The following is a 14213-nucleotide window of genomic DNA, read 5'->3' on the forward strand; positions in this document are numbered from 1 at the left end:
GCTTTTACTTTAAAGCTTTTCTCTACAAATCCACTACAATCAATATTCACTAGTATTGGTGCTACCCTTATCACAATTACATATATACCACTTCTGCTATCACCAATCCTCCCTTTACAAATTAAATATACAAACTACCTTATATTTACGCTTTTTGTAATATGGGCATCTGACAGTTCAGCTCTTTTTTTTGGCAAATATTTAGGAAAAAGAAGTTTGTATAAAATAATTAGTCCAAAAAAGACAGTTGAAGGCTTAATTGGATCTTATTTTGGTGGTTTTATTATAGCCACTATTTATAATGACTATTTTACCATTTCAAAAAAATTAGATTTTTATATTATCACTTTTGCTATTATTACAGCAGGTGCAATCGGGGATCTTGTAGAATCTATGTTTAAAAGAAGTTGCAATGTAAAGGATAGTGGCCAGGTTATACCAGGGCATGGTGGCCTACTTGACAAGATAGATTCTCTTTTATTTGCAGTGCCCATTATATATTTATATATTTTTTTTAGAACATAATGAAAAAAATTGGCATAATTGGTTCTACTGGTTATATAGGTAGACAAACTTTAGATGTTGTTGAAAGAAATAAAGATTATTTTGAACTTATATTTATAAGTTGCCATAAAAATATAGAACTTATTAAAAAACAAAAAACTGTACATAACCCTAAATACATCGTTGCAACAGGTATAAAAAAAAATTATAGGGATAATAACTTATATTTTGGCTGGGATAGTATTAAAAGTATAATAGAGAGTCAACATTTAGATCTATTAGTTGTTGCAGCAAGTGGCATAGATTGCATATATACTATTTTATATGCACTTGAAAATAAAATTAATATAGCAACAGCCAATAAGGAAACAATTGTTTTAGCCGGAAATATAATAATGGAGCTTGCAAATATTAATAACATCAATATTATACCTATTGATTCGGAACATTCAGGGGTTTTCCAGTGTCTGCAAGGCAATAAAAAAGAACATATTAGAGATATAATAATTACAGCCTCAGGTGGCCCTTTTTTAGATAAAAAGAGAGATGAATTAAAAGACATAACATTAAAAGATGCTTTAAAACACCCTGTATGGCCAATGGGTAATAGTATAACAATAGATTCTGCAACTATGATGAATAAGGCTTTAGAGCTTATTGAACTTCACTATTTGTTTAATATGCCAGCAGATCAGCTCTCAACAATAATACACCCACAGGCAATAATTCATTCATTTGTCAACTTTATCGATGGTAGTACAATTGCTCAATTAAGCGTGCCAGATATGAGGATACCTATAACTTACGCGCTAACATATCCAAATAGAATAGTGGCAGATTATACCTTGTTAGATCTTGCAAATGTGGGCAATCTAACTTTTATAAAACCTAACTACAAAAGGTTTCCACTTTTAGCTAAGGTAAAAGATATTATAAAATCTAGTTTCAACAGCTATACTGTAGCTCTACTAACTGCAAATGAATTAGCTGTTAATGCTTTTTTAAATGAGAAAATACCCTTTTTAGCAATCGAATATATAATTGAAAAAACCCTTGATACAATAAAACCTTTGAAACTAAAATCTATTGATGATATTCTAAGCTTTAGGAATTATATTAAAATTAAAATAAATAACAAAATAGAGGAATATAACAAATGATTGGAATTATATCTGCTATATTAGTTTTTGCGTTATTAATATTTATCCATGAACTTGGCCACTTTATAGTTGCCAAACTAAATAAGGTATATGTTGAACGCTTTTCTATTGGTTTTGGACCAATAATTTATTCAAAAAATATTGGAGAAACTGAATATGCTATTTCCCTACTTCCTCTTGGGGGCTATGTAAAAATGTATGGAGAGGATCCCACCAGTGAAGTTGATGAAAAATTGTCTAATAAAGCCTTCTCAAAAAAACCCCTTATCTCTAGAATATTAATTGTTTCTGCTGGGCCAATAGCCAACTTTTTTTTGGCTGTTGTGCTCTTTTTTATAGTATTTATGATAGGAGTGCCGAAGTTATTGCCCATTGTAGGGGAGGTTAAAAAGGATATGCCTGCCTATGGCATACTTGAAAATGGCGATAAAATAATCTCTATAAATGGCAAAAAAATTAAATTTTGGGAGGAGATGAGTTCTATTGTAAAGGAAAATCCTGACAATAAGCTAACATTAGAGATAGAAAGAAAGGGGCAGATAAAAAAGGTTACAATAACACCAAGTTTAGAGGAGAGTCAAAATATCTTTGGTGAAAAAATAAAGGTTGGCTTAATAGGTATAACTCCAAGTAATGATATAACAACTGTACGCTACAACCCGCTAGAATCACTCAGTATGGCAGTTGCTAGAACCTACGAGATAACAAAACTTACACTAGTTGGTATAGTTAAGATATTTCAAAGGGTTGTCCCAGCGGACAATATAGGCGGACCTATCCTTATATTCCAAATGGCTAAAGACACAGCTGAAGCCGGTTTAAACAGTTTGCTTGTATTTACCTCTGTAATAAGTATTAATCTTGCCATATTAAATCTTTTGCCCATACCTGTTTTAGATGGAGGTCACCTTTTTTTCTATTTTATTGAAGCGATAAGAAGGAAACCCGTTAGCTTAAAAGCAAGAGAGGTCGGGCAAATAATTGGTCTAGCCCTCATCTTAGCACTTACCTTTTTTGCTTTTTATAATGATATTATAAGAATTATAAAAAATTAGCAGTCAAAAAATGTTGCCAATTATTAGGCTTAAACACAAAATTTTCAGTAAGAATACCCTATTATTTGTAGCATATATATTATTTTTTTTTCTTCCAGCAATTGCCGTACTTTTTATGTTTGAATATTCAATGTATATAAAAGAGCATGAGAATAAACATAGGATATTAGAGTTTAATGAAAGGCAGAAAGTTGAATTTCAATTTGCATACTTTAGCTCATTTCTTAGAGAAATAAAGGGGGATATCTCCTATTTAAAGACTTCTAACAGCCACTTCTTTAGCCCAATAAGTGAAAGCCCTATAATAAAACAGTTTTTAATTAATGGTAATTTAGATTTTCTTGCAAACAATAAATTATATGAAAGCCTTGATATAATAAATCTAAAAGGCAACATACTGCTACAATGTAAAAACGGGAAATATAACCCCTATATTACCCCACAAAATAAGCTAAATCCAACAATAGCTAAGCATATCTCAAATATAGAGAAATTAAATAAAGGTGAGATTTATATATCACCCTTTGAGCTCTATATGGAATATGGCGGGGATTTTAATTTAAGTAATATAATTTTAGGTACCGCCATCTATGATAGTCTAGGCAATAAAAAGGGATATTTACTTTTAAAAATTGATAGAAAAATCTTTTTAGCTGAATATATTAAAAATTTCCAGAAAAAGACAAATAATATATATTTAATCTCATCTTTTAATATTAGAAAACTTTCCCCTAAAACAAATATTGATAATATAACTAAGCATAATGGCATTACTACAAAATATGTGTTAGATAAATTCCCAAAACTAATACCCTACTTAATGTCAGCGGATCAACAAACAGGGCAGTTTTACAATATATACGGCCTCTTCACCTATGATAAATTGTACATAACAAATCAAAGAGAGGGTTATTTTTGGTATATATTCTCTTATGTTCCCCAAGAGAATATAGAAAAAATAAATTACAAAAATATAGCAGAAAGGTTTTTTAGCAGGCAAATATTTTTTATAATCCTAATATTTTTCTCATCAATTGTCATAGCATATCTATTACTAACTAGAAGAACTGCTTCAGAAAATCTAAGAATAAGTGAAGAAAATCTAAGAATGCTAATAGAATCATTACCTACGATAATAGCTTTTCTAAGTAGGGGTGAAAAATGGTATATATCAAATACTTTGTGTTTAGAAATATTTGGTCTAAAGGATGTGGACTTCGAAAATAAAACAACAATGGAACTTATGGAATATGTTAATATTGATAAGGAAGCTTTTAGAGATTTCTTTGATATTAAAGAGGCAGTTGAGAAAAAAGATATAATAACAAAAAAAATCTCATTTACATCTAAAGATAAGAAGGTGACTTACGAGGTCAAAAAAATCCCTCTCATCGACAAGAATCATCATATAAGAGCTGTAATAGTTGCAGGATGGGATGTAACTGAACTACAATTAAATGCTTCTACTGATGCAATGACAGGGGTGCTAAATAGGAGAACTGGGATAGAACTATTAAAAAAGGAAATTGAAATTGAAAAAAGAAGGGGAGAGGTCTTAACAGTTGCTTTTATTGATATTAATGACCTAAAATATGTTAATGATAATTTTGGCCACAATGAGGGCGATTTTATGATATTAAAGGTTGTTGAAATACTTAAAAATAGTTTAAGAGCATCTGATACTATCTGCAGGCTTGGGGGCGATGAATTCTTAATAATCTTTGTTGATTGCACAGAAAAGCAAGCAAGAGAAATTATCGATAGGATTATGAAAAAACTTGACGATTTTAATAAAAAGGGCAACAAACCTTACAAGATTACAATAGCAAAAGGCTTTGCAGAGTGCTCGCCAGAGGAACATATTGATGCTGATGAACTTATAGCATTAGCTGATATAGAAATGTATAGGGATAAGCAAATGTATAAAAATGGTAAAATATAATAAAAATGAAAAATAATATACAAAAAATGTTTGACAGCATTTCACCGTGGTACGATTTTTTAAACCACCTCTTAAGTCTAAATATTGACAGATATTGGAGATATAAAGCCATAAACCTCTTGTCTATAGATAAGAATTGTAAGCGCATATTAGATTTAGCTATGGGCACAGGTGATGTATATAGAATATTAGAGAAAAAATATGGGCATAGTAAAATTTTTGGTTTAGACTTTAGTTTTAACATGCTTAAAAGAGCAAAACAAAAGATAGAGGCAAAAAATATTGTTTTAGCTGATATATATGCCAGGCCCTTTAAAGATGAATCCTTCGATAGAATTATAACTGCATTTGGGTTTAGAAACTTTCCTGACAAGCCCACTGCTTTAAAGACAATTAATGGTCTACTTAAAAGAAATGGCATATTTTGTATTTTAGAGCTTGCTCCACCCGATAAAAATAAACTGTTTAGATCTTTATTTAATTTCTACTTCAAAAATATTTTGCCCTTTATAGGTGGAATTGTTTCTAAGAATTATGGGGCCTATTTATATCTGCCTACATCTGTATATAATTTCCCAAAAAAGGAGGAATTAAAAAGGATGATCTATGCTGCTAACTTCAAAAAAGTAGAATACCACTCAATGACTTTTGGTTTATGCAATGCAATATTGTGTTATAAATAATTATGGAAGATAAAGTTTCTATAGCCAACAAATTAATAGATTTTTTAAATAGTAAATTTCCAAATGCAAAATGCAGTCTAAACTATAATAATCCTTTTCAATTACTTGTTGCAACAATACTTAGTGCAAGGTGTACAGATGAAAGGGTAAATAAAGTTACTGAAAAAATATTTAAAAAATATAACTCTCCTCAAGCTTTTGCCAATGCACCTTTATCAGAATTATCTGAGGATATTAAACCAACTGGATTTTATAAAAATAAATCTAAAAATATAAAAGAGCTTTCATCTATAATAGTTAAAAAATTTAGTGGTCAGGTTCCTTCAGCAATGGATGAACTACTTACCCTACCAGGGGTAGGCAGGAAAACGGCAAATGTAGTTTTGGGAAACTGTTTTTCAAAGCCTGCTCTTGTGGTAGATACACACGTAAAAAGAGTTGTTAAAAGGCTTGGTATAGTTAATAGTGATGATCCTGATAAAATAGAAAAGGAGTTGATGAATATTCTAGGCGAAAAAACTGTCTGGACAAAATGGTCTCATCAGGTTATTGCCTTTGGAAGGGAAATATGTAAAGCAAGAAAGCCTTTATGTCATAAATGTCCCTTGCAAGATTATTGTAAATATTACAAAGGATCAATTAGCTCATAGAAGGTATTAATATTAATTATAATCTAATTAATTTGACAATTGCTGTATAATTTATTAAATAATATAAAAATAATGCTTTAATTTAATGAAAGAAAAAATTGAGATAGTAAAGCCTAAACATATTTATTTCAAAGATGAGTTTTATTTAGAAAGTGGACGTATATTGACTAATCTAAGGGTAGCTTATGAAACCTATGGTTCGTTAAATGAAAAAAAGGATAATGCAATCTTGATCTGTCATGCATTAACAGGCAGTGCTCATGCAGCCTTTTATAATAGTAAAGAAGATCAAAAGCCCGGTTGGTGGCATGGAATGATTGGACCAAACAAGGCCTTTGATACTAACAAATATTATGTTATATGCTCTAATTTTTTAGGCAGTTGTTTTGGTACAACTGGACCAGCATCAATTAATCCATCAACAGGCAAACCCTATGGGATAACTTTTCCAGTAATAACTGTTAATGATATGGTAAAGCTCCAAAAGAAACTTATTGACTACTTAGGGGTAGAGAAATTATTAACAGTAACAGGCGGCTCACTGGGAGGGATGCAAGCTTTAAGTTGGGCAGTTAATTTTCCAGAAAAAATAAAATCTATTATTCCAATAGCAACAGCCGGCAGGATATCACCAATGGCGATTGCCTTTAATTCAGTAGGCAGATTTGCGATTATGAATGATCCTCTATGGAATAACGGGGACTATTACGATAGCGTGCCACCAAAGGTTGGTCTTGCAATTGCTAGAATGGTAGGACATATAACATACATGTCAGATCAATCATTTCATAAAAAATTTGACAGAAGATATGCAACATATGAAGGAATATATGATTTTTTTGGATATTTTGAGGTTGAAAATTACCTTAGATACAATGGGTATAAATTTGTAAACTATTTTGATGCCAATAGTTACCTATATATAATAAAAGCAATGGATATATTTGATCTATCCTATGGTTATGGGTCCTTTGAAGAGGCTGTAAAAAGAATAACCTCTAAAGCACTTTTTATAACGTTTACATCAGATTTTCTATTCCCAACATACCAAACAGCTGAGATTGTGGATATATTAAAGAGATACAACACAAATGTTTACTGGGAAAATATTGTGTCAAATTATGGACATGATGCATTCTTATTAGAATTTGATGATCAAACAAATATTATAAAAAAATTTCTAGATAATACCCAATAAACCAAAACACAAGCGTTTTATCGTAAAAAGGTTAATATTTATTATTGTAAATTCTAAAACTTCAAATAACTGATGTGAAATATTGAAAAAATAATAAAAATATTATAACATCTATTTGTGAATAAGTCAGATATTTTAACTGAATTAGAAAATTTATCATCGAAGCTCTCTGTTAAGATTGTTTATGCAAATACTGGTTTAAAGGGCGGTTTATGTAGGATATATAATGACTACTATATATTTTTAGATAGAAAATCTAATTTAGATTATAAGGTTTCAATAATATGTGAGGCTTTAAAAAAATTTGACCTATCGAATATATATATAACACCAAAAATAAGAAAGATTATTGAAAACGATAATGAGTGAAAAAAATGAATTTTATAAGCTAGACAATATAAATAGAAAAATTATAAACATATTGTTAAAGAATGCCCGTACGCCCTATTCTGATATTGCAAAAACAGTTGGTTTAAAATCACCATCAGTAATAGAGCGCATCAAACACTTAGAGAAAGAAAAGATAATAAAAGGCTATTCAATTGATATTGACTATCAAAGGATAGGTTATGATATTATTGCACTTATCGGTTTAATTATAAATGATTCAGCCTTAGAGGAAGCCTTTAAAAATAAGATATTAGACTTCGACGATGATATTGTAGAATGCTATGAAGTAAGCGGTAATTTCACTTTAATAATTAAAGTGATAACTAAAAATACACAAACACTTTCTAAACTATTAAGTAAACTAAAAAAAGAGCCTGGCTTCCAAGAGACACATACAATAATTGTCTTTAAGGTAGTCTGCGATAAAAAGCACCCTGTATAATATGTTTATCTCTGTTGTAATACCTGTCTACAACAGGATTCAGCCTTTAATACGTGCAATTGAAAGTGTATTATGCCAAAATTATAAGCACTATGAGATTATAGTTGTTGATGATGGTTCTACCGTTGATATTGAAAACTCCCTTGAGCCATATCTACATTTAGAAAATATTAAATATATAAAATTAGAAATAAACAAAGGTGTCTCAACAGCAAGAAACAAGGGTATAATATGTTCAGCTGGTGATTATATTGCCCTTTTAGACTCCGACGACCTCTGGTTGCCCTTTAAATTAAACTACCAAGTAAAAAGAATAATAAACAATAAAAATATTAACATCTCCTATACAAATGAATTTTGGTATAAAATAGACAAATTTATCAACAAACCAAAAGATTTTAAAGGATTGTCAGGGCACATCTATCCCTATATTTTAGATAAATGTAGGGTTTCCCCTTCAACCCTTTTAGTTAATAAAAAAGTATTTGATAAAGTAGGGTATTTTAATGAAACATTAAGGGTTTGCGAAGATTATGAGTTTTGTCTTAGGGCATCACTTTTTTTTGAATTTGATTATATAGATGTAAAGAGTATTGTTAAAATTTCAGATACAGATATGCAATTAAGTAAAAATATTGAATATATAGAATATGTGCGCTTGAAAATATTATTAAATTTTTTTAAAAAATATAGCTATCTAATGGATATTAAATACCAATATAGTACAATAAAAGAGATAGATAGAAAATTTAATATAGTAAAAAAGGGGATATCAAAAAAGATATGAAATTAACATTATTAATATTAATAATAATAATTATTAATATTGTTAACTGCACAGGAGTAAAAAATTTGCAAAACCCACCTGCAGTTACAAATAAAAAAAACACTGAAAATACTAAAAAAAGTAAACTAGACCAGCTTTACCTTGATAAATCAACATTATCTATAGCTAACTATCTAGAGTTTAACCAGAAATTGAGCTTTAAAAATGCAAAAAAATATTTTTGTTCAGAAAAAGAATATAATATTCCAATATATATAGATGATAGGGTTAATTACTATATTAATTTATATTCAACACGATTTGCCTCAATGTTTCAAAAATGGATAGATAGATCTAATAGATATAAAGATATTATTGAAGAAATTTTTATCAGGGAAGGTTTGCCAAGTGATTTGGCATTGCTTCCTTTTGCTGAAAGTGGTTTTAACCCTCAAGCGATCTCACATGCAAAGGCAGTCGGTATGTGGCAGTTTATTGAATCAACGGGTAAACAATACGGCCTAAAAAATAATTTTTGGCTTGATGAACGAAAAGATTTTATCAAATCCTCTAAAGCAGCAGCTAAACATTTAAAAGATTTATATGAACGTTTTAATAATTGGTATTTAGCATTAGCTGCCTACAACGCTGGCATGTATACGGTATACAATGCTATAGATAAATACAACACTAAAGACTTTAGAAAACTCTCTAAATACAATTATTTTAAAAGAGAAACAAAAGACTACATACCAAAATTTATAGCCCAATTGTTGTTATATAAAAATGCTGTGGCTTATGGTTTTGACAATACTGATACAGATGGTTTCTTTTTTGAAACAATAAAGTTAACAAAACCTATCAATCTCTTTGTTGTAGCAGAGCTAATAAATAGGGAGTACCAGGAAATTAAAGAATTCAATCCAGAACTAAAAAGGCCCATTACACCCCCTAACACTGTTTATGAACTTAAAATCCCTTTTGGTACAAAAGAAATACTGCAAACAAAACTTAAAAAACTCACATATAGTGAAAAAATACAGGTTCACATTTATTACCCTAAAAAAAACGAAAAATTATCAGTTATAGCTAACAGGTTTGGCGTATCAACAAGTGAAATTTTGTCATTAAACGGCTATTACTATAACGACATATATAACAATCGACCGTTATTTATACCTATAAAAGGTGTTTTTAATAAAAGGATAGCACCGAAATTCGCAAAGGCAGTAACCTATGATTTGCCAAAGATATATACTGTGAAAAAAGGTGATACAATGTATGGCATCTCAAAAAGATTAGGTATACCACTCAAAAAATTAATCTCCTATAATAATGGAATCAACCCTTCCTTAATTAGACCAGGGGATAAAATTATACTTCCAAGCTATTTAGGCTATATAAAAACTTATACAGTTAAAAGTGGTGACTCACTATGGTCGATAGCCCAGAGATTTAATACCTCTGTTAAGGCTTTAAAGAAAAGAAACAACCTCTACTCTTCTAATATTAGAATTGGCACGAAATTAATTATACCTAACTAAATGCCATAAATTTCATTTCTTAACTTAATATAATCTCTTATACCCTTTTTGGATGTTTCATTAATATTATTAAACCTTTTTTGCGCCTTTAAATACTCATCAATCTCAATATTTTTAGGCTCAACTGTCCGACATAACCTATAATTCTCACCCATTTCAACCAAAGGGAAAAAATCGGTATCAACTGCTAGCCTACAAACTTTAACAGTGTCTTGAGAATCAATCTTCCACCCTGGTGGGCAAGCACATAGCAAGTGTATAAACCTAAAACCATTCTTGTCTAGTGCTTTTTTTATTTTCATATAGAAATCATCTGGATATGAAATTGTGGCAGTAGCAACATAAGCTGGTTTATGGGCTAAAATAATGGAAATTATATCTTTTTTTTCATCTTTAATATCTTTACCAGCAGGTGAAGTTGTAGTCCAAGCTCCAATTGGTGTAGCAGAGGATTGTTGAATACCTGTATTCATATAGGCTTCATTATCATAACAAATATACAGGATGTCCTCTTTTCTCTCAGCTGCTCCTGATAGAGCCTGCAAACCTATATCAAAGGTACCACCATCTCCAGCCCATGCTATAACATTTATGTCATCTTTGTTTTTTGCAATTAAGGCTCTCTTAATACCTGAGGCAACTGCCGCTGATGTAGCAAAAGGAACGTGAATTAGAGGAACTGAGAGGGCAGTTGTAGGGAAAGTACCACTAACTATAGACCAACAAGATGCAGGTATAACAACAATGGTTTTTTCACCACTAATTTTTAATAGATGTCTCATTGATAGGGCAGCCATACAACCAGGACAGGCCATATGCCCTCTGCTAACAAACTCATCTGAATTAGCATTTAGATTCTTACCATTAACTTCAATGTTTAAACTTTTAGCCAATTAGTCTCCTCCTCGGAGAGATCATGTAAATTTTTTATTATATTTTTAATCTCCCCTGGAAAAACCTCTTTGCCACCCAAACTAATTACAACATCATAAATAGCTGGTCTTTTTGTTACATTATAGAGCGCAGACCTAATCTCTTGTGCTAAGGTGGCATTTGCTCCATAGGATATGGATCTACTTAAAATAATTAATTTTGATATGTTATCTACCTTTTTTACTAATTCATGCCTCGGAAAGGGTCTAAAAAGTATAACTCTCAATAGGCCTATCTTTAAACCATCTTCCCTAAGTTCGTCAACTACTACCTTAACAGTCCCAGAAATTGCACCACATGTAATAAAGACTATCTCAGCATCTCTCATTCTATACTCTTCAATAGCACTATATTTTCTTTCAAATATCTTATAAAATTCGTTATTGCACGTCTTAAACAAACCACAGGCATCTTTAATAGCCTTATCTTGCATCTTCTTTAAATTATAAAAACTATCCCCCTTTGAAGCTGCATTAAAACTCAATGGATTGTTTACATCTAGTTTATATGGCGGTTTATATTTTGGTAAAAACTTATCAACAAGGTTTTTTGTTGGAATATATAAAGGTTCCATTACATGTGATAAAATAAAACCATCTATCATTACCATGACAGGCACCATTAAGCTCTCAGATATATAATAACCCTGTATAACAAAATCAAAACACTCCTGTACAGTTTCGCAATAGATCTGTATAAAACCTGTATCCCTTTGAGCCATACTATCACTTTGATCTGTCCATATTGACCATGGTGCGCCCAATGCTCTATTTGCATTAACTAGCACCAAAGGAAACCTGGATCCTGAATACCAGTGTAGCATTTCATGCATAAATGCAAGCCCATGAGAGCTTGTGGCAGTAAAGGCCCTACTTCCTGCAGCTGAGGCTCCATAACACGCTGCTATAGCTGTCATTTCAGATTCAACCTTTATATATTGACCTTTTATTTCCCCTTTATTAACCATCTCTGATAACGTCTCTATAATATGTGTTTGAGGCGTTATAGGGTAGGCCGCTATAACATCAGGATCACAATATTTAACAGCCGTAGAGACCGCATCGCTTCCCAATAACATTTCTCTATATTGTTTTTCTTCAATATGTTCTGTTTTCATAGCTTTTTAAATATTTGTCATCTCAATTATGCCCCTAGGGCAAACCTTTGCACATATACCACAGCCTTTACAATATTCCAAAGAAATAACAACACTATAATCAGCATCTTTATTTTTTGCTATTGATATTGCATTATCAGGGCAAAAAAACCAGCATAGAGAGCACTCGTTGCAAATACCACAATTAATACACCTTTTTACCTCTTTCTCTATTTTATCTTTCCCTAAATCCTGGATAACTGGTGAAAAACTCTTTATTCTTTCTTCTGTTCTTTTTATACTAGCTTTAACAGAATAAGATCTTTTAATAAAATCTTTATTTATATTCTTAGAATCTATTATCTTTTTATTAAAATTAGTTTGAATATTGTCCTGATCTTCTTTGTGAATAAGCTGTTTTATAATACTTTCTGAAGCTTTTCTAGAAGAAGCTATACTTTCAGCAACAGATGTGGGTCCCAGCAAATAATCTCCACCTAAAAAAATATTGGTCTCTCTATCTAATTCTTGTGATTTTTTTTGTCCAACTGCAAGAATTAAGTAATCAACGGATAGTTTGTCAACTAGTTTGCCCTCAACAATCTTTCCATCAATATTAACAGCTTTGCGTATATCTAAATCTAGCTTATCATCATTGTAGATAGCATCACCTACTAACGTCTTTTCTCTAAGTTCAACTCCTTCTTCTAGCATTTGTTTTTTTTCATCTTCATATGCTGGCATCTCTTTATAGGTTCTTCTGTACAAAACAACAACTTTTTTATTTAACCTAACAAGTGATCTAGCTATATCAACGGCAACATTCCCACCTCCAATAATAGCATAAACTTTTCCTTTCGGTATAATACCACAATTTAAATCTTTTAATATTGTAAGACCATCTATTACATTTGGGATATCTTCAAGATGTTTTAATGTAACAGACTCATTTAAGCCTGGTGAGTAAAATATAAAATCATGTTCCTTCAACAGGTTGTCAATATCACTATTATCAATATATTGATTACAAACTATTTCAATATTAAGCGAATTAAATAAGTTGTCTAGCTCTTTATCTAGTATATCTCTGGGCAGTCTATAAGGGGGAATGCCGTATCTTAAAAGTCCACCTGGTTTATTTTCTTTTTCATAAATAGTTACATTCAACCCATTTCTTTTTAAAAAATAGGCTGCACCAATTCCCGCTGGTCCACTTCCTATTATTGCAATACTATGCTTGTATAGCTTATTACTACCTTTGTAGGGAACCCCTATACCATAATCCCCTAAATATTTTTCAATAATGCTTACATTTAAAGCTTCATCAATATCAAGCCTATTACAACCACTACGACAAAAGCCAGGGCATACCCTACCCAATATTGCAGGAATAGGGTTATATTCCCTTAGAACTGTTAACGCCTTCTTTTTATCCCCTTTTTTAAGGAAATAGTTATATCTTGGTATATCTATATTTAAAGGGCAATATGTAATGCACTGGGCAATTCCAGGGGATATATAGGGCTTGAATATTTTCCAACTACCTGTAAGATTAACCTCAGTTGTAGTTAAAGATATAGGTGCATTTTTCAAACTTTGGGCAGCTATAACACTTTCATGATCTATTGATTCCACAATAAACCCCTTTTTTTATTCTCTACTACCCGCCAGCCTGTATGCCTCTTTTAAAGCTAAAATATTATTCTCTAAACTGAAGGGCACAAACCTGGGTAGCGACTTTACAAGTGAATCTAATTTGACTAAGCCTGTATATTTAGCAAATACCCCTAATATAGGCACATTTACAATAGGCATATAGGTTGTCCCTAAATTATTTTTTAAAGCTACCC

At 31.0% G+C, this 14213-nt stretch carries 15 protein-coding genes; 11 read left to right on the top strand and 4 right to left on the bottom strand.

Features of this window, described 5'->3' with window-relative positions; translation table 11 throughout:
- The 11 genes from SVN78_04335 to SVN78_04385 all read left to right on the top strand — a co-directional run.
- Nucleotides 1–525: phosphatidate cytidylyltransferase (locus tag SVN78_04335; protein MDY6820832.1), on the top strand; the 525-nt coding region annotated here is incomplete at its 5' end.
- The gene (dxr, locus tag SVN78_04340) at nt 525–1664 is read left to right on the top strand and encodes a 1-deoxy-D-xylulose-5-phosphate reductoisomerase (protein MDY6820833.1); all 1140 of its coding nucleotides are present in this window, start codon (nt 525–527) and stop codon (nt 1662–1664) included. The genes SVN78_04335 and dxr, both read left to right, overlap by 1 nt.
- Nucleotides 1661–2719, top strand: a complete 1059-nt coding sequence (rseP, locus tag SVN78_04345; protein ID MDY6820834.1) for an RIP metalloprotease RseP — start codon at nt 1661–1663, stop codon at nt 2717–2719. Before dxr ends, rseP begins: the two co-directional genes overlap by 4 nt.
- Before the next feature lie 115 nt (nt 2720–2834).
- Nucleotides 2835–4661, top strand: coding sequence for a diguanylate cyclase (locus SVN78_04350; GenBank protein MDY6820835.1), 1827 nt, complete (start codon nt 2835–2837; stop codon nt 4659–4661).
- 5 nt (nt 4662–4666) lie between these two features.
- Entirely contained in the window at nt 4667–5344 is a 678-nt protein-coding gene (locus SVN78_04355; protein MDY6820836.1) for a ubiquinone/menaquinone biosynthesis methyltransferase, read from the top strand.
- 2 nt (nt 5345–5346) lie between these two features.
- Nucleotides 5347–5994, top strand: coding sequence for an endonuclease III (gene nth / locus SVN78_04360; GenBank protein ID MDY6820837.1), 648 nt, complete (start codon nt 5347–5349; stop codon nt 5992–5994).
- Between the two features lie 85 nt (nt 5995–6079).
- Entirely contained in the window at nt 6080–7192 is a 1113-nt protein-coding gene (locus tag SVN78_04365) for a homoserine O-acetyltransferase (protein ID MDY6820838.1), read from the top strand.
- A 117-nt stretch (nt 7193–7309) separates the two neighbouring features.
- On the top strand, nt 7310–7561 hold the full coding sequence (locus tag SVN78_04370; protein MDY6820839.1) for a hypothetical protein: 252 nt from the start codon (nt 7310–7312) through the stop codon (nt 7559–7561).
- A complete protein-coding gene (locus SVN78_04375; protein ID MDY6820840.1) occupies nt 7554–8024 on the top strand; it encodes an Lrp/AsnC family transcriptional regulator in 471 nt (156 codons plus the stop codon). Before SVN78_04370 ends, SVN78_04375 begins: the two co-directional genes overlap by 8 nt.
- A gap of 1 nt (nt 8025) precedes the next feature.
- Nucleotides 8026–8811, top strand: coding sequence for a glycosyltransferase (locus tag SVN78_04380; GenBank protein ID MDY6820841.1), 786 nt, complete (start codon nt 8026–8028; stop codon nt 8809–8811).
- Nucleotides 8808–10334, top strand: a complete 1527-nt coding sequence (locus tag SVN78_04385; protein MDY6820842.1) for a LysM peptidoglycan-binding domain-containing protein — start codon at nt 8808–8810, stop codon at nt 10332–10334. The genes SVN78_04380 and SVN78_04385 overlap by 4 nt, the downstream gene beginning before the upstream one ends.
- Here the strand turns inward: SVN78_04385 and SVN78_04390 are convergent.
- The 4 genes from SVN78_04390 to SVN78_04405 all read right to left on the bottom strand — a co-directional run.
- Nucleotides 10331–11227, bottom strand: coding sequence for a thiamine pyrophosphate-dependent enzyme (locus SVN78_04390; protein MDY6820843.1), 897 nt, complete (start codon nt 11225–11227; stop codon nt 10331–10333). The genes SVN78_04385 and SVN78_04390 overlap by 4 nt on opposite strands.
- Nucleotides 11212–12384 carry a pyruvate ferredoxin oxidoreductase gene (porA, locus tag SVN78_04395; GenBank protein ID MDY6820844.1) on the bottom strand — a complete coding sequence of 391 codons (1173 nt, stop codon included), beginning with the start codon at nt 12382–12384 and terminating at the stop codon, nt 11212–11214. The genes SVN78_04390 and porA overlap by 16 nt, the downstream gene beginning before the upstream one ends.
- Before the next feature lie 6 nt (nt 12385–12390).
- Entirely contained in the window at nt 12391–13998 is a 1608-nt protein-coding gene (locus SVN78_04400; GenBank protein ID MDY6820845.1) for an FAD-dependent oxidoreductase, read from the bottom strand.
- Nucleotides 13999–14013: 15 nt separating this feature from the next.
- A partial coding sequence (locus SVN78_04405; protein ID MDY6820846.1) for a hypothetical protein occupies nt 14014–14213 on the bottom strand: 200 nt, incomplete at its 5' end.

This window comes from Deferribacterota bacterium, assembly GCA_034189185.1.
Lineage (GTDB): Bacteria > Chrysiogenota > Deferribacteres > Deferribacterales > UBA228 > UBA228.